This window comes from Massilia sp. IC2-477, assembly GCF_020707265.1.
GTDB lineage: Bacteria > Pseudomonadota > Gammaproteobacteria > Burkholderiales > Burkholderiaceae_D > Telluria.
In genome coordinates this window covers 198,768-225,298 of record NZ_JAJFEQ010000002.1, presented here as the reverse complement: position 1 = coordinate 225,298, position 26,531 = coordinate 198,768, and the positions used below count along the sequence as shown (strand labels likewise).

Sequence of the window (26,531 nt, the reverse complement as noted above, 5' to 3'; positions counted from 1 at the left end):
GGCCATCAGCCGCGCAGGGTCAGTCCGTCGAGTGCGAACGGTGGCGCCTCGCCCTTCATCGCCCCCGCCAGCAGGCTGGCGCTGCCGCAGGCAAAGGTGAAGCCGAGCGGGCCGTGGCCCACGTTCAGCCACAGGTTGCCGTAGGGGGTGGCGCCGATGATCGGGGCGCTGCTCGGGGTGGCGGGGCGCAGCCCGGCCCACACCGAGATCTTCGAATAGTCGGCCGCGCGCGGCATGGTTTCCTTCACCTGGCGGGTCAGCCCATCCACCCGCTTGGCGTTGTGGCTCAGGTCTTCGCCGACCATGTCGACCATGGCGGCCACGCGCAGCTTGTTGCCGATGCGGGCGTACAGCACCTTGCGTTCGAAGTCGGTAACGCTGATTTCCGGCGCCACGTCGTCCTCGCGGATCGGCGCGGTCAGGCTGTAGCCCTTGAGCGGGTACAGCGGCAGCGTAACGCCGACCGTATCGGACAGGGTGCGGCTCTGGATGCCGGCCGCCAGCACGTAGCTGTCGGCGGCGATGGTGCCGGTATCCGTCTCGATGCCCGTAATGCGGCCATTGTCGGCCAGCAGGCGGCGCGCCTCGGCGTTGACGAAGCCCTGGAAGTTCTGGTGGGCGCGCAGGCGCGAGGCCAGCGCCAGGCAGAAGGCGTGGCAGTCGGCCACGGCTTCGCCGCTGTTGTAGATACCGCCGGCCAGCAGCGGTTCGGCCGCGGCGAGCGAGGGTTCGCGCGCGGCGCAGTCGGCGGCCGACAGGATCTCGCCGGCGCCGGCCTTGCCCGCCGCTCGTTCAAACACGTCGCGCGAACGGTAGACCACCAGCTTGCCGGCGTCGCGCCATTCGAATTCCTCGAGCGGGATGATGAGTTCGAGCTGCTTCATGCCCTGGCGCGACAGTTCGCCCAGTTCGAGCAGCTTGGCCGTGGTCTTGCGGTTGACGTCGGCGCGGCAGTGGGCGAGGAAGCTGGCCAGCCAGCGGTACTGGCGCAGGTCGGCCTCGGGGCGGAAGTGCAGCGGGCCGGTGTCCTGGAACATCCACTGCAGCGCCTTCAGCGGCACCCCTTCGTCGGCCAGGGGCGAGACGTAGCGGTAGCTGAGCTGCCCGCCGTTGCCGTAGCTGGAGCCGTTGCCGACTTCCGCGCGTTCGAGGACGGTGACGCGGTAGCCGGCTTCGGCCAGCCACCAGGCCGAGGTCAGGCCGACCACGCCGCCACCGATGACAATTACTTGCTGCTGCATCCTGCACTCTTTTTATTGAATTTGAGGGTTGAGCTTAGGCGCTCGGCCGCAACACGGCCAATGAAAGTCGCGCCGAGCGCCATAACCGGAATATATGTGCGCATTTGGGTCACGTTGCTGCCTGTTGGCCGAGGATGGCATGGCGGTACAAGGCCGTGAGAATCCGTTCTTCGAAGCGCGCCCGCGCCGAATAGCGGCCCTTCTGCAGTTCCGGGTCGGACGAAGGACCGCCCACCAGCATGATCATGCCGTCGCCGCGCGCCAGGCTTGCTGCGAACACGGAGCGCAGGCCATAGGCGTCGCCCGAGTGGCCGACCGCATCGAAACCGCCGCCTTCGACCAGGCAGCTGCCGGGACGGTCCGGGAAGTGGGCGTTGCCCAGGCCCCAGGCCGGGAAGAAGCCTCCCAGCGAATCGCCGTTGCTGCCGGTGGCATCGATGGTCCAGTGGCGCGCGAACATGCGCTCCAGGGTCGCGGCCTGGAACAGGCGCATCCCGTAACGGCCGTCGCCATGCACGCCGCCATTCATCAGCATGCGCATGACCACGCCCATGTCGCGCGCCGAGATGCGCAGGCCGCCGGTCGGGCTGAAGGGCGTGGCGTTGGTGCCGGGGACGTAGCTGGCGATGCCGGCGGGCGCCGCTGGCGGTTTCATCGAATAGTCGTCGACCTGGGCGATCCAGGGGCCGTCGGCATTCCAGATTTCGGTATCCGTCCTGCGCTTGCGGTACAGCGTGGCCAGGTTGTCGAGCGCCGCCGACGGCAGCATCGAGACGTTGTAGCCGGCATTAACCCCGAGCGGCTGCAGCAGCAGGCGCTGCATCAGCAGGTCGAAGCGCTCGCCGGTCACGCGCTCCATCAGGGTGCCGATCACGCCCCAGCCGAGGTTACAGTAAGTGAAGTAGGCGCCCGGGCCGGCGCGGGTCGACCACATTTTTCCTTCGCCGTACAAGGGTGCGCCCGGCACCAGCACATCCTTCAGCGCGGTGGCGAAGGGCCAGGAATAGCCGCCTTCGTCGCGCAGCGAAGAGGTATGGGTGAGCAGGGTGCGCAGCGTGATCGCTTGGCTGGGGAAGTGCGGGTTGCGCAGGTTGAAGCCCAGGTAGTCGGAGACGTCGGCGTCGAGATCGACTTTGCCCGCTTCCACCAGGCGCATCAGGCCCAGCGTGGTCATCATCTTGGAGATCGAGGCGATGCGGTACAGGGTTGCGGGCGTGGCCGGCTTGTCGGGCAGGACCCCATTACCAATGAAGCGGCGGCCGAAAGCCGCTTCGTACACCGGCTGGCCGTCGCGGATCGCCAGCACCGACAGGCTGGCCAGCTGCAGCGCGGGATCGTTCGCCACCGCCGCCAGTTCGGCGTCGAGCTCCCCGTGCGGCCGGGTGGACGAGGGCGGGGCCGCGAACAGGGGCTCGACCGCGCCCAGCAGGGCCATGCCCAGCAAGGTTCGCCTGCGCTCGTTCATCCGGTCTCCTCTTCGCCCTCGGGGCTTGTTATTTGTGAAGCATGTAAGGTGGTCGGATGAGCATACGGAGTGGCAGGAAGGATTGCCAAATGAATAGCCGTGGCCTTGGCATAACCCTTTTATATTGGTATCAAGTGGTATGCTTATAAGCAATAAGAATGCATATACAAAGCTTTTTCATGGACCACTCTGTGTCGCGGGCCAATGTTGCCATTACACTTTGTGCGACACCCTGATCCGAACCGATGACGACAAGCCCCCCTGCCTTCCAGGTCGACCTGAACGACAATTCGCCACTCTACATGCAGCTGGCGCGCAAGCTCGCACAGGACGTGCGCGAGGGCCGCTACCAGGCCGACCAGGCCCTGCCTTCGGAGCGTACGCTGTCCGAGCAGCTCGACGTCTCTCGGGTCACGGCGCGCAAGGCGATCGACCAGCTGGTGGACCAGGGCCTGGTGGTGCGGCGGCGCGGATCGGGTAATTACATTGCGCCGCGCATCGAACAGCCGCTGTCGGACTTGTCGAGCTTTTCCGAACAGCTGCAGCAGCGCGGCTACACCCCGAGCAGCCACTGGCTGCGGCGCGAGGTGGTGCAGGCCGACGCCGACGAGCAGCTGTCGCTGGGCCTGTCGCCGAACACGCGGGTGGCGCGCCTGGAGCGCCTGCGCCTGGCCGACGGGGTGGTGATGGCCTACGAAGTGAGCGTGATCCCGGCCACCGTGCTGCCGCGTCCCGAGAACGTGGGCGGTTCGCTGTACGCCCACCTGGCCAAGACCGGACACATGCCGGTGCGCGCGCTGCAGCACCTGCGCGCGATGAACGCCCCGCAGGAACTGGCGGCGCGCCTGGACGTGCCGGAAGGGCGCGCGGTGCTGTTCATCACGCGTGTGGGCTACCTGGAGTCGGGTGAGCCGGTGGAGCTGACGCATTCCTACTGCCTGAGCGACCACTATGATTTCGTCGCCGAGTTGCGCAGACCAGCATAACTTTTCGGCATGATGAAGGGTGCAGCTTTCATAAGCCACCCGGATCGATTGGTATTACACTGGTTTCATCGATCACTCCGCACCTAGAAGATACGGCAATGCTGAAAACCGAAACCCCGGCCCAGGACCACGCAAACCTCGACCAGTATCCAACCGAGGACCTGGTCAACGTCCTGGTCGACGACCAGGTCAAGGCCGTCGACGCGGTCCGCGCCGCCGGTCCCCGCATCGCCGCCGCCATCACCGCGGCGCTGCCGCGCATCGAAGCGGGTGGACGCCTGATCTACGTCGGCGCCGGCACCTCGGGCCGCCTTGGCGTGCTCGACAGCGTCGAACTGAATCCGACCTTTTCCTGGCCACACGGGCGCGCCGTCGCCCTGCTGGCCGGCGGCGAGAGTGCGATGTTCGTCGCGGTCGAAGGCGCCGAGGACGATGTCGAGCAGGGCGCCGCCGACCTCGCGAGCGTCAAGGTCGAAGCGGGCGACGTCGTGCTGCTGCTGGCCGCCTCGGGCTTCACCCCGTATGTACTGGGCGCGTTGCGCGCCGCGCGGGCGGCGGGCGCCCTGACCATCGGATTTTCGAACAACGCCGACGCGCCGGTGGCCAGCGAAGCGGAGATCGGCATCGTGCTCGACACCGGACCGGAAATGATCTCCGGTTCCACCCGCCTGAAGGCCGGCACCTCGCAGAAGATCGCGCTGAACACCTTTTCCAGCGGCCTGATGGTGCGTTTGAACAAGGTGTACGGTAACCTGATGGTAGACTTCCGCGCTACCAACGCCAAGCTGGTGCGACGCGCCATCCGCCTGACCGTGTTCGCCACCGGCGCCGACGAAGCGGCCGCGCAGGCGGTGCTGGAGCAGTGCGGCTACCACGTCAAGACCGCGGTGGTGGCCTTGACCAAACAAATCAGTGTCGAGCAGGCGCAGGCGCTCCTGGAAGCGGCGCACGGCAGCGTGCGCGACGCCATCGCGTAATCCGCGCCCGGCGCGCATCCGATGCGCGCCGCAGCTGCCGACCACGAAAGACTTATGCAGACTTCGCTCGACAAACGTCCGTCAACTTCCGGCCCGCAGCAGGCCGGCCCGTCGCAGTCAAGTCCCTGGACGTGGATACCTTCCCTGTATTTTTCCCAGGCCATCCCTTATGTGGTGGTGATGAGCCTGTCGGTCATCATGTACAAGGACATGGGCGTGTCGAACTCCGACATCGCCTTCTATACCAGCCTGCTGTACCTCCCCTGGGTGATCAAGCCCCTGTGGTCGCCCATCGTCGACATGTTCGGCACCAAGCGCCGCTGGACCGTGCTGCTGCAGCTGGGCGTGGCCGCTTCGCTGGTCGCGGTGGGCATGACCCTGCACCTGCCGAACTTCTTCATCGCCAGCCTCGCCGTGATGTGGGTGATGGCCTTCGCTTCCGCCACCCACGACATCTCGGCCGACGGCTTCTACATGCTCGGCCTGCGCCAGCAGCAGCAGGCGGCTTTCGTCGGCGTGCGCTCGACCTTCTACCGCTTGGCGACGCTGTCGGTGCAAGGTCCGCTGGTAGTGCTGGCCGGTTACCTGGCGCACCAGCTGGGTGACGTCAACCAGGCCTGGGCGATCGTGTTCTACGTGCTCGCCGCCCTGTTCTTCGTGGCTTTCCTGTGGCACGGGACGATCCTGCCCAAGCCGGACAGCGACCACAAGGTGGCCGGCAGCAGCAACCCGCTGCGCGACTTCTTCGTCACCTTTGCCCTGTTCTTCCGCAAGCGCGACATCTGGCTGATCCTCGGCTTCATCCTGACCTTCCGCCTGGGCGAAGCCCAGCTCCTGAAGCTGGTGGCGCCCTTCCTCAAGGACCCGCTGGCCGCGGGTGGCCTGGGCCTCACCACCGAGCAGTACGGCATCGCCTACGGCACCATCGGCATCGCCTTCCTCACCATGGGCGGCCTGGCCGGCGGCTACCTGATCTCGCGCCTCGGCCTGAAGCGCTGCCTGTGGGTGATGGTGTTCGCAATCCACCTGCCGGACCTGGTGTTCGTCTACCTGTCGCAGACCCAGCCGACCAGCTTCGCCGTGGTCTGCACCGCGCTGGCGATCGAGCAGTTCGGCTATGGCTTCGGCTTCACGGCGATGCTGCTGTACATGATCATGGTCTGCGAGGGCGAGCACAAGACCGCCCACTACGCGATCTGCACCGGCTTCATGGCCCTGGGGATGATGGTACCGGGCATGTGGAGCGGCGACCTGCAGGAATACCTGGGCTACAAGCACTTCTTCATCTGGGCCTGCCTGTCCACGGTTCCCGCCTTCATCATGGCGGCCCTGGTGAAGATCGACCCCGAGTTTGGCAAGAAGTAGGGTGGGCGGGTTTCCCGCCCACCAGCTGGCAGTGACGGCATCAGTGCGTCATTCAGCCGCTAACGATCACCGCGTGGGCGGCATAGCCGCCCACCCTACGAAGACGGCGGACACGCCAGCGATAACAATGAAAATGGAGACAACGCAGCAATGCGCGATGCACCGGTGCGCCTGACCTCGCTCGACGCCTTCCGCGGATTCACCATCGCCGCCATGGTGCTCGTGAATAATCCCGGTGACTGGGGCAACCTGCATGCCCAGCTGGCCCACGCCAAGTGGAACGGCTGGACCTTCACGGACTGCATCTTCCCCTTCTTCCTGTTCATCGGCGGCGTCGCGATGACGCTGTCGCTGGGCCGCCTGGCGCAAGCCGGCGCCGACAAACCGCGCCTGCTGCTCAAGCTGGCCAGACGCGCCGCGCTGATCTTCCTGATCGGCTTCCTGCTCAACCTGATCCCGCGCTTCGACTTCGAGCACGTGCGCATCCCGGGCGTCCTGCAGCGCATCGCCCTGTGCACGCTGCTGGCCGCGCCGGTGGTGGTCTACCTGCGCTGGCGCGCGCAGCTGGCCGTGATCGCGCTGCTGCTGGCGCTGTATTCGGTGCTGATGCTGTGGGTGCCGGTGCCCGGCATCGGGGCCGGCGTGCTCGAACCGGGCAAGGACTTCGGCGCCTATGTCGACCGCATGCTGCTGGATGGCCACCTGTGGGTGCAGGCGAAGACCTGGGATCCGGAAGGCCTGGTCAGCACCATCCCGGCCCTGTGCAGCCAGCTGTTCGGCGTGCTGGCCGGACGCGTACTGGCATCGACGCTGCCGCGCATCGAGCAGACCGTGTGGATGCTGTTCGCCGGCCTGGTGTTCCTGGGCCTCGGTGCCAGCCTGGACGCCGTGCTCATGCCGATCAATAAAAGCCTGTGGACGGCGTCCTACTGCCTGTGGATGACCGGCTGGGCGCTGCTCGCCTTCGGCATGTTCTACTGGCTGCTCGACGCCAACCCGCATGCCTTCGTGCGCGAGCGCGCCGCGGTCTGGGCCAGGCCCTTCATCATCTACGGCATGAACGCGCTGTTCATTTTTGCGTTCTCCGGCTTCATCGCCAAGATGCTCGGCTTTATCAAGCTGGACCAGCCGGACGGCAGCCAGCTCGCGCTCGGAGGCATGCTGTACGCGCCGATCAAGGCGCTGCCGATCGGCCCTGCCAACACCTCGCTGTTATACGCCATCCTCTTCAACGCCTGCATGTTCGCGATCGCGTACGGCATGTGGCGCAAGCGGTGGTTCGTCAAAGTCTAGAACAACAATCAAGGAGCGGATTTGAAACCCAACCTGAAAAAACGCGCGTTCACGCTCGGCGCCCTGGGCGCGATGAGTGGCGCCCTGGCCATGGCCGGCCTGCTCACCGCCTGCGGCACGCAGCCGACCGCCCCTGGTGGCAGCATGGGCGGCGCCGACACCCCGCCACCGGCGCCGCGCGAATTCCGCGCCGCCTGGGTCTCGACCGTGGCCAACATCGACTGGCCGACCAAGCCGGGCCTGCCTGCCGCGCAGCAGCAGGCGGAGGCCATCGCCATCCTCGACCGCGCCGTCAGCCTGAACCTGAACGCCATCGTGCTGCAGGTGCGTCCGGCGGCCGACGCCATCTACCCGTCGCCGATCGAACCCTGGACCGAGTACCTGACCGGCGCCCAGGGCAAGGCGCCTTCGCCGATGTACGACCCGCTCGCGTTCTGGGTCAAGGAAGCGCATGCGCGCGGCCTCGAACTGCATGCCTGGTTCAACCCCTACCGTGCGCGCCACGACAATGCGCGTTCGCCGGCGGCCCCGAACCACATCACCAACACCCTGCCGCACGCGGTCAAGCGCTACGGGAAGTTCCTGTGGATGGACCCGGCCGAGGAAGCGGCCTCGAAGCAGACCATGGACGTGATCCTCGACGTGGTGCGCCGCTACGACATCGACGGCGTGCACATCGACGACTACTTCTATCCGTACCCGATCGCCGCGCCGGAAGTCGCCGGCAATGCGCAGGCGCTGGACGGCAACGGCAAGCCGGTCGCCAAGGAACTCGATTTCCCCGACGGCCCGGCCTGGGAACGCTACCTGGCGGGCGGCGGCAAGCTCGATCGCGCCTCCTGGCGCCGCGACAACGTCAACCGTCTGATCGAAGCCATGTACAAGGGCGTGCACCGCGAGAAGAGCTGGGTGCGCGTGGGCATCAGCCCCTTCGGCATGGGCCGTCCGGATCGCCGCCCGCCGGGCATCTCGGGCTTCTCGCAGTACGACAAACTGTATGCGGACGCCGAGCTGTGGCTGGAAAAGGGCTGGGTCGACTACTTCGTGCCGCAGCTGTACTGGCCGATCGCCCAGACCGCCCAGTCCTACCCGGTGCTGCTCGATTACTGGATTTCGCAGAACCCGCAGGGCCGCCACATGTGGCCGGGCCTGTTCACCAGCCGCATCGGCGCGGCGCCGCCGACCCTGAACTACGAGCCGAAGGAGATCCTGGACCAGATCGCGCTGACGCGTGCGCGCCCGCTGTCGACCGGCCACGTCCACTTCAGCATGGCCGCGCTCACCCAGAACCGCAAGGGCATCAGCGACCAGCTGCGCGCCACCACCTACCAGGGCCAGGTGCTGGTACCGGCCACGCCCTGGCTGGGCAGCGCGGGTCCGGGCCGGCCGCAGGTTGCCGCGAAGCGCGGCAAGGACGGCGTGCAGCTGTCGCTCAAGGCGGGCAAGGCCACCACGCAGTACGCGGTGTGGGCGCGCCATGGCGGCGAATGGCGCTTCTCGACCGTGCCGGCCGCGCGCGTGGACCATACCGTGCCGGACGACGCGAAGCTGGGCGCCGCCGACCTGGTGGTGGTCAGCGCGGTCGATCGCCTCGGCATCGAAGGTGCGCGCGTGCAGGCATGGCGCAAGCCTTGATATCCTAGCTTCATCCGCTTTATTCATTACACACACGGGCCATGTATACTCCCGAACTGCAAGACCAACACCTCGGCCTCGGCATCGACGCCGGCGGTACCCAGACCCGCTGGGCCCTCGCGGCGGCCGGGGGCCGTATCGTTGCCGAAGGCACGGTGGGCGGCCTGTCCGCCCTGCAGATGGGCAGCGCCGAAGGGCGCGAAACGGTGCAGGCGACGTTTGAAGCGATCACGCGCGACGTGCTGGCGCACGGGCGTCCGCTGGCGGTGCGCGCCGGCGTGACCGGCTACGGGGGCGATGGCGGCCCGCTGCAGCAAAGCCTGGGCGCGTTGCTCGGACTGGCCCCGAAAGCCATCGTGCTGAGCAACGACATCGAGATCGCCTACCTCGCCAGCTTCCGGCCTGGCGAGGGCTACCTGGTGTACTCGGGCACCGGTTCGATCGGCGCCTTCATCGACGAGCACCATGGTTTTCATCGCGCCGGCGGGCGCGGGGTGGTGCTGGACGACGGCGGCGGCGGCTTCTGGATCGCGCGCGAAGCCCTGCGCCACATCTGGCGCCGCGAGGACGAAGCCCCTGGCGCCTGGGAAAGCTCGCCGATGGCGCATGCCGTGTTCCAGCACGTGGGCGGCTCGGACTGGTCGTTCTCGCGCCAGTTCATCTATGGCCGCGAACGCGGCGAAGTCGGCAAGCTGGCGATCGCGGTCGCCGCCACCGCCGAGCGCGATCCGGCCGCCGCCGCCATCCTGCGCGAGGCGGGCCACGAACTGGCGCGCCTGGCCCAGGCCCTGGTCAGCCGCTTCGGTCCGCGCCCGGTGGCGCTGGCCGGCCGCGCCGCCGAGCTGCACCCGGTGATCGTCGAAACCATGCGCGCGGCCCTGCCGCCGGATACCATCCTGAGCCAGACCGGTGTGCGCGCCCATTACGCCGCCGCGCGGCTGGCGGCAGCGGACGCCCAGCACCCCAATCCTTCACCTCCATAATGATTGCTACACCGATGAAAAACCTGCTCGTCCCCGTCATCCTGGCCCTGCTGGCCGGCTGCGCCACCGGTCCGATCGGACCGAAGATCGATACTACCTACAATGCCAAGGGCCAGTCGAGCCGTGCGCGCTTCCTGGTGCTGCACTACACGGTGTCCGATAACCCGACCTCGATCAAGATCCTGACCGAGCAGCAGGTGAGCGCTCACTATCTCGTCACGAACCACACGCAGCCGGTCATCTACCGCCTGGTGGACGAGAACCGGGCCGCCTACCATGCCGGCGTCTCGAGCTGGAAGAATTTCACGCAGCTGAACAACAGCTCGATCGGCATCGAGATCGTCAACCCGGGCTTTACCGTCAACCCGGACGGCAGCCGCCTGTTCTACCCCTTCCCGCAGGCCCAGATGGATGCCCTGCTGCCGCTGCTGAAGGACATCGTCCAGCGTCACGGCATCGCGCCCGAGAACGTCCTTGGCCACAGCGACATCGCGCCGCAGCGCAAGCAGGACCCGGGTCCGCTGTTCCCGTGGGCGCGCCTGGCCCAGGAAGGCCTGGTGCTGTGGCCGGACGCGAACCGCGTCGCCCTGGTGCGTCCGATTTTCGACGCGACCCTGCCGGACGTCGCCTGGTTCCAGCGCAAGCTGGCCACCCACGGCTACGGCATCCAGCAAACCGGTGTACTGGACCAGCAGACCCGCACCGTGCTGCAGGCCTTCCAGATGAAATACCGCCCGGCCGATTTCGCCGGCAACCCGGATGCCGAAACGGCAAGCCTGCTCGAGGTATTGACCACGCCGGCGAATGCACCGCTGCCCGTCGTGACGACGCCGATGATCACCACGCCCGTGCCGCCGCTGCCGCCCGCCACTCCGCCGGCGCCGGTGGTGCCGGAAACAGCGCCCGCGCCTGCGGCTCCGGTGCCGGTTCCGACGCCGGCCGTGCCGACGCCGGTGCCGACTCCGGCCACGCCGCCCGTGGCGCCGGCGGGTCCTGTGGTGAACACGCCGTGATGGTCGCCGCAGCCGGGTTTTCCCTGTATCCTTCGCAAAATCCGCGCCGTGCGCGCGGACGTCTTGACTGAAGGATGAAGCGATGCGCCTGCGCCATATCGAAGTTTTCCACGCCATCATGCAGGTCGGCACCATCAGCGGTGCCGCCCAGGTTCTCCACATCTCGCAGCCGGCGGTGACGAAAGTCCTGCAGCACGCCGAGCTCCAGCTGGGCATGCCGCTGTTCGAGCGCGTGCGCGGCAAGCTGTATCCGAAGCCGGAAGCGCACCGCCTGTTCGCCGAGACCGAGAAGCTGAACCGCGACCTGCAGGGCATCCGCCGCCTGGCCGCCAGCCTGAAGGGCCGCGCGGTTGAAACCGTGCGCCTGGTGTCGACGCCGACCATTGCGATCAGCGTGCTGCCGCAGGCGATGACGGTGTGGCGCCGCGACTTCCCGCAGGCGCGCTGCGAACTGGCTACCCACCACACCAGCGAGATCGTGAACGCGCTGCGTCTGGGCGAAGCCGACCTGGCCCTGTCGCTGCAGGACCCGCGCCACCCCGGCATCGTGGCCGAGCCGATCGCGCACGGCAACCTCACCGTGATGGCGCCCGCCGGCACCTGGAGCGCGGACGAACTGGCCAAGCCTTTCACTGCCGACGGCCTGACGGGCGAACTGATCGGCCTGACCGACGGCGATCCGCTGGGCGAGATCGTGGTCGCCGCCTGCGAGGCACAGGGCGTGCAACCGGTCTACCACACGGTGGTGCAGACCTACCAGATCGCCCGTTCGCTGGTCGAAGCCGGGGCCGGCGTGGCCGTGCTCGATCCATTTACCGCCGCCTCGGCCGACCCGGCCAAGGTGCAGTGCCGCCAGTGGTCGCCGGCGATGCCGGTCCACCTGTATCTGCTGAGCGCCAGCCATTCCCCCTTGTCGCACGGGGCGCGCGAGCTGGCCAACTGTATCGGCGCGACCGCGCGCGCCTGTCTCGAAAAAGCTTCTTCATGACCCTGACCGTCGCCAGCGAAGACATCGCCGGCAGCCCTGAATTCCGCCACCTCACCAGCATCGACGGGATCGCGATCGACCTGCGCTACGCGAGCCCCAACAACTTCGTGGGACGCGACCTGTATTCGCCCTACGACTGCGCCTGGCTGCACGTTGACGCCGCCGCGGCGCTGGAACGCTTCGTCGCCTGGCTCAAGGAACGCCGACCCGGCCACACCCCCCTGGTGCTGGACGCCCTGCGTCCGCAGCGCGTGCAGCAGCAGCTGTGGGATGCGTTGGAGGGCACCGGCCTGCAGATGTACCTGGCCAACCCGGCGCGCGGCTCGATCCACTCCTACGGCATGGCGCTCGACATCACCCTGCTCGACGAGCAGGGCTGCGAACTCGACATGGGCACCGGTTTCGACGACATGACCGAGCTGTCGCATCCGGCGCTGGAAGAAGGCTTCTTACACACTGGCGAGCTCACGGACCAGCAGCTGGCTAACCGCCGCCTGCTGCGCGAAGGCATGCTTGCCGCCGGCTTCTTCGGCATCAATACCGAATGGTGGCACTTCGATTGCGGCGACCGCGAACTGGTGCGCGCCACCTACCGCCGCGTGTTGTAATCAGCTCTACTTGGTTCCACCAGCTTGTTTACTGTCGATAATATTTACAGTTGGAAAATTTGCTTTCCCTAAGTAACTGAATTAATTGGTTTCTTTATGCTGGCATTTAAATTGCTTAACTAAAAGAATCAAATATTTACTAAGGGAAATAATGCGTACTTCACTCTATCCACTTGCCCTGGCTGCGCTGCTTGCGAGTGCCGGCGTTTCCGCAGGCACCCTGACGACCACGCTCAGCGTCGATAACGGCTACATCGCCTACCTGTCGACCAGCGACAACCAGACTGGCCTTGCCTTCAGCAATGGCAATTTCTGGGAAACGAGCTTCACTGGCCAAGTCGTGCTGGAAGCCGGCCGTGACTATTATCTGCACATTTACGCTTATGACCAGGGCGGCCTGGCAGGCATGCTGGGCCAGTTCGCCATCAGCGACAAACGGCACTATTTCGCCAACGGCACGCAATCGCTGGTCACCAATACCGTGAACTGGAAGGGCAACAATGTCGGCTTCAATGGCGTCTACGGCAGCCTGATCGGCCAGGGCGCGAATGGCGTCACGCCCTGGAACACGCGTCCGAACATCGCCTCGAACGCCCAGTGGATCTGGGCAGGCAACGCGAACAGCAACGATGCCGCCTACTTCACCACCAAGATCACGGCAGTGCCGGAACCCGGCTCGCTTGCCCTCTTGGGCCTCGGCCTGGGCGGCCTGGCAATCAGGCGCCGCCGCAAAGCCTGATCGCCGTTCATGCGCGCCGGCTGGACACCTGCCGCCGGCGCGGCCAGAATGCCGGTTCCTTCACCGAACGGAGCCGTTCATGCCTGTCCCTCCTGCACGCGCGCTGCGCGCGGCGCTTGCCGCCATCAGCCTGGTTCTCGCTCCGCAGCTGCATGCCCAGTCTGTCGCGTTCACCTTTGACGACGGCCCGAACCTCGCCGCTACTCCGCGCCTGTCGCCGCAGGCCCGCAATGCAGCAATGCTGGCGGCGCTGGCAAAGCACAAGGTCAAGGCTGCGCTGTTCGTGACCTGCGGCTTCGGCGCCGACCGGCCCGAAGGGCTGGCGCTGGCGCACGCCTGGGGCCAGGGCGGCCATGCCCTCGGCAATCACACGGTGACGCATCCGGACCTGGACAGCGCCAAGGTCACGCTGGCGCAGTACCAGCAGGAAGTGCTCGATTGCGACCGCGTCGTCGCTGCGCTGCCGGGCTACCAGAAATGGTTCCGCTTCACCTACCTGCGCGAGGGGAATACGCTCGAGAAGCGCAACGGCATGCGCGCCTTCCTGCGCCAGCAGGGCTACCGCAACGGCTACGTCAGCCTCGACACCAGCGACTGGCGGCTGAACGACAAGCTGGTCCAGATGCTGGACGCGGATCCGAACGCGAACGTCGAGCCGGTCCGCCAGGCCTACCTGGCGCACATTCGCCAGCGCGCGCTGGCCTACCGCGCCCTGGCCCAGCGCCTGCAAGGGAGGGACATCCCGCAAGTGCTCCTGCTGCACCATAACCTGATCAATGCGCTGTGGCTGGACGACGTCGTCCAGCAGTTCAAGGACATGGGCTGGACCATCACGACCCCGGCCCAGGCCTATGCCGATCCGGTCTACCAGCTGATGCCGGACCGTGCGGCGCCGGGCCAGAGCCTGCTGCTGTCGATGGGGCGCAGCCTGGGCCTGAGTACCCAGGACCTCGGCCTGCGCCTGATGGACGACGGCGACTTCGAGATCGAGGCATTGAAGCAGCAGGGCCTTTAAATCCTGCGCGTATCCACCGCCGCGAACACCTTCACCGCCCAGTCCACGAACACGCGCGCCTTGGCGTTCAGGTTGCGGTTGGGCGGATACATCACGTACAGCGGGTGCGCCGGCTGCGACCATTCCGGCAGCACCTGCACCAGTTCGCCGCTGTCGAGGTGGCGTTGCAGCGCAAAGCGGAAGCTCTGCGCCACTCCCAGGCCCGCCAGCAGGGCGGTGACGTGGGCCGTGCTTTCGTTCACTGCCGTGCCGCCATCGGCGCCGATCTCGATGCGTTCCCCATCCCGCTCGAAACGCAGCGGGATTGTCCTGCCGCTCAGTGAGGAAAAATAGCCGAGCAGGCGGTGGTCCTGTGCGAGTTCACGGGGATGGGTAGGCAGGCCATGCCGCACGACATAGTCGCGGTGGGCGCAGGTGATGAAGTCCAGTTCGCAGAGCTTGCGCGCGATGAGCGAGGTCTCGGCCAGCTCACCCCCGCGGATGACGCAATCGATTCCTTCACCCACCATGTCGGCCGGGCGGTCGCTCACGCCCAGGCGCAGCTCGATGTCGGGGTAGGCGGCCTGGAAGCCGGGGAGCGCCGGGATCAGGATCAGGTTCGCGATCGAGGAACCGACGTCGACGCGCAGCCGCCCTTTCGGCATGGCGCGCGTGCGGCGCGCTTCGGCATCCATGTCTTCCAGTTCGGCCAGCAGGCGCAGCGCACGCCCGTGGTATTGCGCGCCTTCGGGCGTGACCGTGATGCGGCGCGTGGTGCGATGGATCAGCCGGGTGCCGAGGTGGTCTTCCAGGTCCTGGATGATCTTGCTGGCGGTGGAGCGGGGCAGGCCGAGCTGGTCGGCCGCCCTGGTGAAATTGCCGGCTTCGGCGATCCGGACAAAGGTGCGCAGCGCGAGCAGGTGATCCATCCGATTGTGCATGTACATGGAAGATGATTCCATCATAACCGGATTTATCCCTGCGGGTGTACAAACTACACTGGTCTCCGTCAACCAACCCAATGGAGGAAATCATGACCAAGCTCGCAAACAAGATCGCACTCGTCACCGGCGGCTCGACCGGCATCGGCCTGGCTACCGCCCAGCAGTTCGCCCTGGAAGGCGCCCACGTTTTCATCACCGGCCGCCGCCAGGCCGAGCTGGATGCCGCCGCCGAGGCCATCGGCCCCAACGTGACCGCGATCCAGGCCGATTCGACCAACCCGGCCGACCTCGACCGCCTGTTTTCCCGCATCCGCGAGCAAAGCGGGCGCCTGGACGTGCTGTACGTGAACGCGGGCGGCGGCGACATGCAGGCGCTGGGCAGCATCACCGAGGAGCACTACGACGCCACCTTCGACCGCAACGTCAAGGCGCTGCTGTTCACGGTGCAGAAAGCCATCCCGCTGCTCTCCACAGGCGCATCGGTGGTGCTGACCAGCTCGATCACCGGCAGCACCGGCAACGCCGCGTTCAGCGTCTACAGCGCCAGCAAGGCCGCGGTGCGCGCCTTTGCCCGCAGCTGGATCCTCGACCTGAAAGATCGCCAGATCCGCGTCAACGTGGTGAGCCCGGGCCCGGTGCGCACACCAGGCCTGGTGGAACTGGCCGGCGACGATGCGGCCGCGCAGCAGGGACTGCTCGATGCACTGGCCAGCCAGGTGCCCTTGGGACGGGTGGCCGAGCCGGAAGAGATCGCAAAGGCGGTGCTGTTCCTGGCATCAAGCGATGCCAGCTTCGTGAACGGGACCGAGTTGTTCGTGGATGGCGGGATGGCGCAGGTTTAAGGAGCCGCAGGCGCGGCGGGCTGCTGTTGAACAGCGCCGGAACGCGCGACCCAGTCGACCAGCGCATCGAGCACGGCGCGCCCGCGCCCGTTGCCCGCCTGCTCGCTGTTCACGATCGCCACGAACACGTTCTGCACCCCGTTCGCATCCGGCACATAGCCGGCCAGCGCCACCACGTTGCGCAGCGTGCCGGTCTTGAGGCGCGCACGGCCCGCGGCCGGCGTGCCCTGCAGGCGCCGGCGCAGGGTGCCGTCGATGCCGGCGATCGGCATGCTGGCCTGGAACTCGGGCATCCAGTTGCTGCGCAGGCCGGCCTGCAGCAAGTAGGCCATCTGCTGCGCGGTGATGCGTTCCGTACGCGACAGGCCGGAGCCGTTTTCCATCACCAGGCCGGTGTCGTCGATGCGGTGCGCGCGCATCCATTCGCGCACGGCGGCGTCGGCGCGCACGAAGGTCGGTTCGCCAGTGGGCGGAAGCGCGAAGCTGCCCGCCGCCGGATCCGGCTGCAGGCTGCCCAGGCTCAGGAACAGGGTGCGCGCCAGCAGGTTGTCGGAAGGTTTGTTGGTGTCGCGTACCAGTTCCGGCAGCATGCGCGAAGTGTGCTCGGCCAGCACGCGCGATTCAGGCGGCGCCGTGCCTTCCACCACCTTGCCGCTGAACTTACCGTCCAGTTCCTTCCACTTCTGGCGGAACAGGCGCTCGATGTAGTCATTGCGGTCCAACACGTTGATGCTGTAGCTGCGCGCGCAGTCCTTCGGGAAGGTCCCGTGCAGGATCACCTTGATGCGGCCGCTCTTCTGGCGCACCGCTTCCGGCAGCTTCCAGCCGTCTTCCCATTTCGAGCAGTCGGCGTCGATCAGCGTCATATCGGAGCCGATCGACACCCGGTCGAGTTCCGGCTGCATCTCCAGCTTCAGGCGCTTGGTGGTGGAGCGCATGTCGATCTGCAGCATGTTCTTGTTGACCATGAGCGCATCGGGGATGACGTTGTAGTAGGCCTCGGGCGACTCGTCGAACGGCGGCAGGCCGACTTCCATGCGCGCCGGCTGCCACAGGCTGCGGTCCAGCACCAGGTCCCCCTCGATGCGGCGGATGCCTTGGTAGTACAGGGCGCGCAGCATGTTCTCGAGGTCCTGGCCGGACAGGTCGGCATCGGCGCCGCCCTTCAGGATCAGGTTCCCGCGCAGGACGCCCTTGTCGATCTCGCCCGTGGTGCGCAGCTCGGTACGGCCGCGGAAGGCGGGACCGAGGCGCTCCAGGCTGACCATGGTCGTCACCAGCTTCATGGTGGACGCCGGCTGCATCGGCCGGTCGGCCTGGTGCGACAGCACCGTCGTGTCCCCTTTCAGCACCAGCACCCCGAGGGCGTCTTCCGGCAGACCCTGCTGCGCCAGCGCCTGGGCTACCGGGGCGGGCAGCTGGGCGTGGACGCTGAACGAGGCACAGAGCAGGGTGGCGAGGACAAGGCGGCGCAGCATGGGTATTCCTTAACCGAAGAACAGGTAAGCGACGAAGATGGCGGCGATGATGCCGATCAGGTCCGCCAGCAGACCATAGCTGACTGCGTAGCGGGTCTTGCGGATGCCGACCGAGCCGAAGTACAGGGCGATGATGTAGAAGGTGGTGTCCGAAGCGCCCTGCAGGATGCTGGCCAGGCGGCCCACGAAGGAATCGACGCCGTAGGTCTTGATCGCGTCGATCATCATGGCGCGCGCGCCGCTGCCGGACAGGGACTTCATGAGGGCGGTAGGCAGCGCGCCGACGAAATCGGTCTGCAGGCCGAGCGCGCCGAAGATCCAGGCGAAGCCGTTGACGATCAGGCCCAGGATGCCCGAATTGCGCACCACGCTGATCGCGACGATCATGCCGACCAGGTAGGGGATGATCTTGATCGAGGTCTCGACGCCGGCCTTGGCGCCTTCGATGAAGGTCTCGAACACATTGACCTTCTTGAGCAGGGCCCCGGTCATGAAGATGGCGATCACCGAGAACAGCACCAGGTTGGCAACCACCGTCGACACCAGCTGGATCTGCGACTTGTCGAGGAAGTAGGTGAAGCCGACCACGACGGAGCCGATCAGCGCCGCGGTGCCGCCGATCCAGGCGAAGATCACCGGATCGAGCAGGTTGATGCGCTGGCGCAGGCCGACCGCGATGATGCTGCAGATCGTCGCGGTATAGGTCGCGATCAGGGTCGGGATGAAGATGTCGGCCGGATTGGCCGCGCCCAGCACCGCGCGCTGCGCCATCACGGCCAGCGGGATGATGGTGAGGCCCGAGGTCTGGATCACCAGGAACATCAGCTGGGCATCGCTGGCCTCGTCCTTGTTGGGGTTCAGCGACTGCAGGCTTTCCATCGCCTTCAGGCCGAAGGGCGTGGCAGCGTTGTCCAGGCCGAGCATGTTGGCCGAAAAGTTCATGACCATGTGGCCGTTGGCCGGGTGCTCGCGTGGTACGCCGGGGAAGATGCGCGCGAAGAAGGGCCCGATGACGTGGGCGAAGCGCTGGATGGCGCCGGCCTTCTCGCCGACGTTCATGATGCCGAGCCAGAAGGTCATGACGCCGGCCAGCGGCAGGGCGATGTCCATCACCGCCATCTTGGCCGAGTCGAAGGTGCCGTCGATGATGCGCTTGAAGATCTCGGTGTCGCCCATGAAGAGCCACTGGGCCAGCGCCGCCAGGAAGCCCACGAGGAAGAAACCGGTCCAGATGTAATTGAGTGCCATGTAGATGCCGCCGCTGAGGTCGTACGATTGTGCAGCGAGAGTATAGGCCGGGAACAAGCTGCGCAGATGAAAGAATGCGTTTGGTCCATGCGAAAAAGTTATGAGGGGTCTTTGTTTGCTCGATGGCAGGAGAATCAGGGCATAATCTTTCGTCATCCACGTTGACCGGAGAAGAGACCAGATGCAGCGCCCATTTCGCCCCAGCCTGTGCAGCTTCGTGTTCGTCCTCGGCAGCATCGCCTTCCCCCATGCATCTGCGCAGGAGCCCACCACGGGCCGGGCCGAACGGGTGGCAGCGATCCTTCCCGAAATAGACAAGATGTACACGGACCTCGCCGGCAAGGAGCACCTGCCTGGACTGGTGTACGGCGTGGTCCTCGACGGCAAGCTGGTGCATGCCCGTGCGCTCGGCCTGGCCGATGTGGAGCGCAAGATTCCGGCAACGAGCTCGACCGAATTCCGTATCGCCTCGATGACGAAAAGCTTCGTGGCGATGGCGGCGCTCAAGCTGCGTGACGAGGGCAAGCTGCGGCTCGACGACCCGGTCGCCAATCTCCTGCCCGAACTGCGCCGCGTCCAGCTGCCGACCCTTGATTCGCCCGCCCTGACGGTGCGCCAGCTGATGACGATGACCACCGGACTGCCCGAGGACAATCCCTGGGGCGACCGCCAGATGGCCCTGCCCAACGCAAAAATCGAGCAACTGGTCGGCGCCGGCCTCTCGTTCTCCAACGCTCCCGGACAGACTTTCGAGTACAGCAACCTCGGTTATATCCTGCTGGGCAAGGTGGTGAGCAAGGCGTCCGGCATGCGCTTCCAGGACTACGTCACGCGCCAGATCCTGCGCCCGCTCGGCATGCACAATACGCGCTGGGAATACACGCAGGCCGCACCTGGCAAGCTGGCCCTGGGCTACCGCTGGGACCGCGACCACTGGGAACGCGAGCCGATCCTGCCCGATGGCGACGGCGCCGCGATGGGCGGCTTGATCACGACCATGGACGACTTTGCGCGCTACGTCGCCTTCCACCTCGATGCCTGGCCGGCCCGCAACGAGCCGGAGCGCGGACCAGTGAAACGCGCCTCGGTACGCGAGATGCAGCTGCCGCACGCATTTGCCGGCCTGTCCACCCGGGCGACCCTGAGCGACATGAAAACGCCGAACCCGAACGTCAGCTTCTACGGCTACGGCCTGGTGTGGCAGCGCGACAGCCGTAGCGTGATGAGCGCCGGCCATTCGGGCGGGCTGCCGGGCTTCGGCAGCCAGTACCGTTTCGCACCGGACCATGGGGTCGGGGTGTTCGCCTTCACCAACCTGCGCTACGGGCCGGTGTACGGACCGACCGCCAAGGCGCTGGCCATGCTGGTCGAGCGCGCCGACCTGGGTCCGCGCCCGGTTCCCGTGTCGCCGATCCTGGCCACCCGCCATACCCAGGTGGCGCAACTGGTGCAGTCCTGGGATGCGTCCCTGGCGGGTGCGATCGCGGCCGAGAACCTGTTCCTCGACCGCTCGCGTGAAGACTGGATCGCGTATGCGCGCGAAAAGCTGGAACCGATCGGACGCATCACCTCGGTCGGCCCGATCAAGGCCGAAAACGGCCTGCGCGGCAGCTTCCCGCTGGTCGGCGAGCGCGGGAGGGTAGATGTCAAATTCACCCTCACCCCGGAACGCGAGCCCAAGGTGCAGGAAATCGAGCTGACGCCGGTGAAGCAATAAGGAAGCCACCGCTTTCCCGCGGCGGCGGCTATGATACGCATCGTTTTCCCCGCCGCTTTCAAGCCCTCGTCATGACACGTCGCCTCGCTGCCGCCCTCCTGTTCCCCCTGCTGTGCCTTGGTAACGCGGGCGCGCAGGCGCCCGCCCAGGAAAAGGTGCTGCGCATGTTCCTGTCCACCAGCGAGACCGGGCTCGACCCGGCCGCCGCTTCGGACAACGCTACCTTGTCGCTGCTGGAAAACCTGTTTGACCCGCTGCTGCGCTACGACTACCTGGCGCGCCCGGCCAGATTGCGTCCGAACACGGCCACCGCCATGCCCGAGGTGAGCGCGGACGGCCTCACCTACACCTTCCGCATCCGCCCCGGCATCCATTTCACCCCCGACCCGGCATTCAAGGGGGTGAAACGGGAGATGACGGCCCAGGACTACGTCTACAGCATCAAGCGCCTGTACAATCCGGCCCTGAAGTCGCCCTGGGCCTATATGTTCGACGGGAAGATCCTGGGCGACGAGGTGCTGAAAAAGGAGTACGACGTCGACAAGCAGGTCGCCGGCCTGCAGGCGCCCGACAGGTACACGCTGCGCATCCGCCTCAAGGCGCCGGACAACAACTTCCTGTTCTACCTCGCGACCCCGGCCACGGGCGTGGTGGCGCGCGAAGTCATCGAGGCCTACCCGGGCCAGGCCGGCAACCACCCGGTCGGCACAGGTCCCTTCATGGTGGGCGAGTGGAAGCGCAGCGACCGCATCGTCCTGCTGGCCAATCCCTATTCGACCGCCGTGTTCCACGCCACGCCCAGTAACAGTGCCGAGGACCGGGCCATCGCCGGCGCATTGGAAGGCAAGCGCCTGCCGCGCGTGGACCGGGTGGAGGTGCGCATCGCCGAGGAATTCCAGGGCCGCATGCTGGGCTTCCTGAACGCCGAGTACGACTACCTCGAGCAGATCCCCGAATCGATGACCGACATGGTGGTGCGCGACGGGCAGCTCAAACCCGAGCTGGCCGCGCGCGGCATCGTCTTGTCGCGCTTCCCGGTGCTGCAGACCTATTACATGTGGATGAACATGAACGACCCGGTGGTCGGCGGCTACGGCAAGGACAAGGTGGCGCTACGCCGGGCGATCTCGCTGTCGTACAACAATGCCGAAGACATCGCGCTGCTCAAGAAAGGCTTTGCGATCAAGGCCGAGTCGCCGCTGCCGCCGAATGTGCTGGGCTACGACCCGAACTACCGCAGCCCGGTGCCCTACGATCCGGCCCTGGCCAATGCGCTGCTGGACCGCCACGGCTACACCCGGCGCGACGAGGACGGGTTCCGGCGTACTCCGGACAACAAGCCCCTGACCTTGACGATGCACAGCGAAGCCACGGTCGGTGGCCGCCTGCGCGACGAGCTGTGGCGCAAGTGCCTGAACGCGATCGGCCTGCGCGTAGTCTTCAAGTCGGACAAGAAGACCGAGATCATCAAGGCCTCGCGCCTGGGCACGGTCCAGATGTTCGAAAGTAACTGGATTGCCGACTTCCCCGACGGCGACAACTTCTACCAGCTGCTCTACGGCCCGAATGCCGGGCGCGCCAATTATTCGCGCTTCAACCTGCCCGCATACAACGTACGCTACGAGCAGGCACGCCGGCTCACCGACGGCCCCGAGCGCCAAAAGCTGTATTTCGAGATGAACCAGCTGATCCACGCCTATAACCCATGGGTACCCCTGACCCACGTTTTATCGGGCGATTTGCGCCATCCGTGGTTGAAAAACTACAAACGCCACCCGGTGGAATTCACCCAATGGCGTTATCTGGATGTCGATGTTGCGCAAAGGGCACGCTCTGGTAGAGCGTCGCCCTAGATGCATACAGTTTTTCCTAAATAAAACATTCCTGTTAGTTATACTGGCCGCCGGATAATTCATTGGATAGCCGGAAATCACTCGGCCTATCCTGAATTCGCAGAATAAGGTAATGGCTAGACATTACGACAATACAAAACGGCCAGGCTTTCCTCGGTCGCCAAGGGAAAACGTTAGGAGAAACGCGTGAAGTTAAAGAAGCTCGCCCATTTGATCGCCCTGATGGGAGCGGTCAGCCCGGCACTGGCACAGAACATCCAGACCAGCGGCCCGATCCAGCGTGTGGAGATCACCGGTAGTAGCATCAAGCGCATCGCCAAGGAAGGCGCACTGCCGCTCGAGATCATCAGCGCCAAGCAGATCGAAGCACAGGGCATTGTCAGCGCCGAGCAGCTGATCGCGACCCTGAACATCAACGGCAACGGCTCCGACAACCTGGCCTCGAACGCGGACGTCACCTCGGGCGCCCAGCGCGGCAACAATGGCGCCTCCTCGGCCAACCTGCGTGGCCAGGGCGCCGACTCGACCCTGGTGCTGCTGAACGGCCGCCGCATCGCGACCCACGGCATGAAGGGTTCGGCGGTCGACCTGAACTCGATCCCGATGGCGGCGGTCGACCGCGTCGAAGTGCTGAAGGACGGCGCTTCCGCGATCTACGGCACCGACGCGATCGGCGGCGTGATCAACTTCATCCTGAAGAAGAACTACAAGGGTCTGGAAGCCCAGGGCTTCGTCGACGTCACCGAAGCGGGCGGCAGCGAGATCGGCCGCGCCTCCCTCACCGGCGGCTGGGGCGACCTGCAGACCGACGGCTGGAACGTGCTGGCTACCTTCTCGCACCGCGAGAACAAGGCCCTGCGCGGCGACCAGCGCGACTTCGTGAACACCTTCCAGCCGGACCGCGGCGTCTCGGTCGACACCCGCGGTTCGCCGCACGCCAACGTGTTCGCCACCACCGTGGGTCCGTCGCTGCTGTCGCGCACCGGCACCGGCCCAACCATCCCGGGCGGCGGCACCACCACCTATAACGGCATCAGCATCCTCGACCTGCCGGGCGGCGCTGGCTGCAACAGCATCGACGGCCAGGGCCCCTACGATGAAAAGTTGTGGAACAGTGCCGGCGCCGCCTATGGCTGCGCCTGGGACACCGGCCGCGCGGCCGTGCTGCAGCAGCCGGTCAAGAGCAGCAATGCGCTGGCGCGCGCCACCTTCCAGCGCGGCGACCACCAGTTCTTCGTCGAAGCCGTGGGCTCGAACGTCGAAGTGGCCAAGCGCTTCTCGCCGAACCAGATTTCGCCGGGCGCCACCACCTTCCCGGTCAGCTCGTGGTACCCGAGTACCGGCGCCGCCTACAACAACGTGTATAACGCGCTGGTCAAGGTGTTCCCGAGCATCTCGGCCAACTACGGCCTGCCAATCGCCTACCGCTGGCGCTGCATGGAGTGCGGCAACCGCGAGATCGTGACCGAGTCCAAAGCCGCCCGCCTGCTGGTCGGCGCCGACGGCCCGGTCAACCTGTTCGGCCGTACCTTCGACTACCGCGTCGGCGCCTCGCGCGCCTTCAGCGAGTCGGAATCGACCCTGGGCACCGGCTACAACTACACCGTCGCCCTGGCCAATGCCCTCGGCACCGGCAAGATCAACCCCTTCCTGCTGCCGGGTCAGACCCAGTCGCAGGAAGCGCTCGACCTGATCAAGAGCACCTCGGCCGAAGGCGTCGTCATGTACGGCGGCAGGACTACCCTGACCCAAGTCGACGGCGCGCTGTCGGGCGAGCTGTTCAACCTGCCGGCCGGTACCGTGATGGGTGCCGTCGGCTTCGACCTGCGCCGCGAAGGCTACGAGTTCAACGGCGACAGGCGCGCAGCAAGCGCCCGTCCCGTGATCCTGAACGCGCCGTTCGACGATCCGAACGCGCTGGACGGCGTGCATCGCGACATCAAGGCGGTCTATGCCGAGCTGCTGATCCCGGTGATCAAGAACCTGGACGTGACGCTGGCGATCCGCCGCGACCACTACAGCGGCATCGGCGCCACCACCAACCCGAAGGTCTCGTTCCGCTACCAGCCGATCCCGCAGCTGCTGTTCCGCGGTTCGTACAACGAAGGCTTCCGCGCCCCGTCGTTCAACCAGCTGTACAACGGCGTTACCGAATCGCCGTATGCCGGCAAGGACCTGGTCGATCCGGCCAAGTGCCCGACTGGCCTGGTCGATGCAACCAAGCCTGGCTGCGAATCGATCACCCCGACTATCTTCACTGGCGGTAAATCGGACCTGGGGCCGGAGACCGCGAAGCAGGGCACCGTCGGTATCGTGATCGAGCCGTTCACCTGGTTCTCGGCCAATGCCGACATCTGGGAGATCCGCAAGCAGAACACCATCGACTCGTTCAGCACGGCGACCATGGTGGCGAACTACAACCTGTTCTCGGAGCGCTTCGGGCGTGACGCGTCGGGCAACATCTTCGGTATCGACCAGCGCTGGGTCAACGCCGGCGAGCGCACCACCCGCGGCCTCGAGCTGGGCGCCCGCTTCAACGGCAAGTTCAGCACCGGCGCCATCTGGACTGCCGGCATCGACGGTTCGCGCCTGCTGGAGAAGAAGTCGCGCGCCACCACCAATGCGGAGTTCGGTCCAAGCGAAGTGGGCCGCTTCACCTTCACCGGTGACCTGGGCCTGAAGTGGAAGCACACCGCCTACGTGACCTACAAGTACGGCGACTGGAGCGGCCTGTTCCAGAACATCTACCGTTCGGGCTACGACGACCAGGTGCTGCCGGGCGTGGCCAACGGCCTGGTGAAGCCGACCAACTACAACCCGAAGGTGGATGCGTATTCGATCTACAACCTGACGGCCAGCTACACCGGCTTCAAGAACCTGACGCTGACCGCAGGCGTGAAGAACATCTTCGACGAAGATCCTCCGTTCGCGATCACCTACGACAGCAACACCGGTGCGGGCAGCAGCTGGGAACCGCGTGTGGCCGACCCGCGTGGCCGCTCGTTCAGCCTGCAGGTGACCTACAAGTTCTTCTAAGTTGACCGGCGTGGAAGGCCCGCTGTCGGGGGAGGCGCAAGCCTCCACGGCGCGGGCCGTTTTTCTTTGTTGTCGCCTATGAAAATCAGCCGACGCGGCTTCGGCGCTTCCGTCGCAGCCGCCATCTCCGCCCCCGCCCTGGCCGCCGCCGCTCCCCGGCGCTCGTCGAAACGCCTCATCAAACCACCGCGCCTGCGCCCCGGCGACCTGGTCGGCCTGATCGCCCCCGGCGGCGTGGTCGACGATCGCCTGATCCAGAAGTCGGTCAAGAACATCGAAGCCCTCGGCCTACGCGTGAAAGTGGGTGCTTACCTTGGCGCCGCCTTCGGCAACTACGCAGGTTCGGTGCAGCAGCGTCTGGCCGACCTGCACGCCATGTTCGCCGACCCCGAGGTGAAGATGATCTGGCCGATCCGCGGCGGCTCCGGCTGCATCTCGCTGCTGTCCGGGCTCGACTACGGACTCATTCGCCGCAACCCGAAGATCCTGCTCGGCTACTCGGACATCACGGCGCTGCACCTGGCGATTTACAACAAGGTAGGGCTGGTGACTTTCCACGGCCCGGTGGCCTCGTCGACGCTGGAAAGCTATCCGCGCGAGCACATGATGGCGGTGCTCACCGACCCGCGGGCCAGCTACACGATCCCGATGGCGCCGGAGAACGTGGTGAAGGCGCACACCATGCCGCATTTCGGCATCCGCACCGTGACGGCAGGCGTGGCCACCGGCCCGCTCCTGGGGGGAAACCTGTCGATCGTGGCTGCACTGGCCGGCACGCCTTACGCGGCCGACTTCCGCGACAGCCTGCTGTTCCTGGAAGAGGTGGACGAGGCGCCCTATCGCCTGGACCGCTGGATGACCCAGCTCGACCTGTCGACCGGGTTTGCGAACGCGGCCGGCGTCATCGTCGGGGTGTGCGAAGACTGCGCTCCGCAGGAAGGGCGGCGCTCATTGAGCCTGGACCAGACTTTCGACCAGCACCTGCAGCCCTTGACCATCCCGGCGGTGACCGGCTACTCGATCGGCCATATCCGCCACCAGTTCACGGTGCCGATCGGCGTGCGTGCGCGGCTCGATACGGCGGCGCAGACCGTGACCCTGCTCGAGGCCGCGGTGTCCTGAGCCG

General features: G+C 66.1%; 20 protein-coding genes and 1 pseudogene. 16 read left to right on the top strand and 5 right to left on the bottom strand.

The window, feature by feature from the left end; translation table 11 throughout:
• Positions 1–5: 5 nt before the first annotated feature.
• Positions 6–1,241, bottom strand: coding sequence for a D-amino acid dehydrogenase (locus tag LK542_RS04345; RefSeq protein ID WP_227801338.1), 1,236 nt, complete (start codon positions 1,239–1,241; stop codon positions 6–8).
• Positions 1,242–1,350: 109 nt separating this feature from the next.
• A complete protein-coding gene (locus tag LK542_RS04340; protein ID WP_227810950.1) occupies positions 1,351–2,706 on the bottom strand; it encodes a serine hydrolase in 1,356 nt (451 codons plus the stop codon).
• A gap of 245 nt (positions 2,707–2,951) precedes the next feature.
• Here LK542_RS04340 and LK542_RS04335 point away from each other — a divergent pair, with 245 nt between their 5' ends.
• From LK542_RS04335 to LK542_RS04285, 11 genes and pseudogenes are all read left to right on the top strand, one after another.
• Positions 2,952–3,692: a GntR family transcriptional regulator gene (locus LK542_RS04335; RefSeq protein WP_227801336.1), complete on the top strand. Its 741-nt coding sequence runs from the start codon at positions 2,952–2,954 to the stop codon at positions 3,690–3,692.
• Positions 3,693–3,790: 98 nt separating this feature from the next.
• Positions 3,791–4,669 carry an N-acetylmuramic acid 6-phosphate etherase gene (locus LK542_RS04330; RefSeq protein ID WP_227810949.1) on the top strand — a complete coding sequence of 293 codons (879 nt, stop codon included), beginning with the start codon at positions 3,791–3,793 and terminating at the stop codon, positions 4,667–4,669.
• A 54-nt stretch (positions 4,670–4,723) separates the two neighbouring features.
• Positions 4,724–6,034: an MFS transporter gene (locus LK542_RS04325; protein WP_227801334.1), complete on the top strand. Its 1,311-nt coding sequence runs from the start codon at positions 4,724–4,726 to the stop codon at positions 6,032–6,034.
• A gap of 150 nt (positions 6,035–6,184) precedes the next feature.
• Complete coding sequence (locus tag LK542_RS04320; protein ID WP_227810948.1) at positions 6,185–7,327, top strand: acyltransferase family protein; 1,143 nt, start codon at positions 6,185–6,187, stop codon at positions 7,325–7,327.
• 21 nt (positions 7,328–7,348) lie between these two features.
• Positions 7,349–8,962, top strand: coding sequence for a glycoside hydrolase family 10 protein (locus LK542_RS04315; RefSeq protein WP_374040114.1), 1,614 nt, complete (start codon positions 7,349–7,351; stop codon positions 8,960–8,962).
• Positions 8,963–9,003: 41 nt separating this feature from the next.
• Positions 9,004–9,945 carry an N-acetylglucosamine kinase gene (locus LK542_RS04310; protein ID WP_227810947.1) on the top strand — a complete coding sequence of 314 codons (942 nt, stop codon included), beginning with the start codon at positions 9,004–9,006 and terminating at the stop codon, positions 9,943–9,945.
• A 14-nt stretch (positions 9,946–9,959) separates the two neighbouring features.
• A pseudogene (locus LK542_RS04305) lies at positions 9,960–10,739 on the top strand (N-acetylmuramoyl-L-alanine amidase); the annotation flags it as partial.
• 301 nt (positions 10,740–11,040) lie between these two features.
• Positions 11,041–11,946 carry a LysR family transcriptional regulator gene (locus tag LK542_RS04300; RefSeq protein WP_227801331.1) on the top strand — a complete coding sequence of 302 codons (906 nt, stop codon included), beginning with the start codon at positions 11,041–11,043 and terminating at the stop codon, positions 11,944–11,946.
• Entirely contained in the window at positions 11,943–12,554 is a 612-nt protein-coding gene (locus LK542_RS04295) for a M15 family metallopeptidase (RefSeq protein WP_227810946.1), read from the top strand. Before LK542_RS04300 ends, LK542_RS04295 begins: the two co-directional genes overlap by 4 nt.
• Before the next feature lie 151 nt (positions 12,555–12,705).
• Positions 12,706–13,293, top strand: a complete 588-nt coding sequence (locus LK542_RS04290; protein WP_227810945.1) for a PEP-CTERM sorting domain-containing protein — start codon at positions 12,706–12,708, stop codon at positions 13,291–13,293.
• Positions 13,294–13,372: 79 nt separating this feature from the next.
• Entirely contained in the window at positions 13,373–14,308 is a 936-nt protein-coding gene (locus LK542_RS04285) for a polysaccharide deacetylase family protein (protein WP_227810944.1), read from the top strand.
• Here the strand turns inward: LK542_RS04285 and LK542_RS04280 are convergent.
• Positions 14,305–15,216, bottom strand: a complete 912-nt coding sequence (locus tag LK542_RS04280) for a LysR family transcriptional regulator (protein WP_227810943.1) — start codon at positions 15,214–15,216, stop codon at positions 14,305–14,307. The genes LK542_RS04285 and LK542_RS04280 overlap by 4 nt on opposite strands.
• A gap of 101 nt (positions 15,217–15,317) precedes the next feature.
• Here LK542_RS04280 and LK542_RS04275 point away from each other — a divergent pair, with 101 nt between their 5' ends.
• Positions 15,318–16,073, top strand: coding sequence for an SDR family oxidoreductase (locus LK542_RS04275; RefSeq protein WP_227811201.1), 756 nt, complete (start codon positions 15,318–15,320; stop codon positions 16,071–16,073).
• Here LK542_RS04275 and dacB read toward each other — a convergent pair.
• Positions 16,070–17,551, bottom strand: coding sequence for a D-alanyl-D-alanine carboxypeptidase/D-alanyl-D-alanine-endopeptidase (gene dacB / locus LK542_RS04270; protein WP_227810942.1), 1,482 nt, complete (start codon positions 17,549–17,551; stop codon positions 16,070–16,072). The two genes, LK542_RS04275 and dacB, sit on opposite strands and share 4 nt — an antisense overlap.
• A gap of 9 nt (positions 17,552–17,560) precedes the next feature.
• Positions 17,561–18,799, bottom strand: a complete 1,239-nt coding sequence (locus tag LK542_RS04265; RefSeq protein ID WP_227810941.1) for a nucleoside recognition domain-containing protein — start codon at positions 18,797–18,799, stop codon at positions 17,561–17,563.
• 181 nt (positions 18,800–18,980) lie between these two features.
• Here LK542_RS04265 and LK542_RS04260 point away from each other — a divergent pair, with 181 nt between their 5' ends.
• From LK542_RS04260 to LK542_RS04245, 4 genes are all read left to right on the top strand, one after another.
• On the top strand, positions 18,981–20,516 hold the full coding sequence (locus LK542_RS04260; protein ID WP_227810940.1) for a serine hydrolase: 1,536 nt from the start codon (positions 18,981–18,983) through the stop codon (positions 20,514–20,516).
• A 71-nt stretch (positions 20,517–20,587) separates the two neighbouring features.
• Complete coding sequence (locus tag LK542_RS04255) at positions 20,588–22,369, top strand: ABC transporter substrate-binding protein (protein WP_227810939.1); 1,782 nt, start codon at positions 20,588–20,590, stop codon at positions 22,367–22,369.
• Positions 22,370–22,555: 186 nt separating this feature from the next.
• The gene (locus tag LK542_RS04250; RefSeq protein ID WP_227810938.1) at positions 22,556–25,405 is read left to right on the top strand and encodes a TonB-dependent receptor domain-containing protein; all 2,850 of its coding nucleotides are present in this window, start codon (positions 22,556–22,558) and stop codon (positions 25,403–25,405) included.
• A gap of 78 nt (positions 25,406–25,483) precedes the next feature.
• Positions 25,484–26,527 (top strand): LD-carboxypeptidase, encoded by a 1,044-nt coding sequence (locus tag LK542_RS04245; RefSeq protein ID WP_227810937.1) that lies wholly within the window; start codon positions 25,484–25,486, stop codon positions 26,525–26,527.
• The last annotated feature ends 4 nt before the right edge of the window (positions 26,528–26,531 follow it).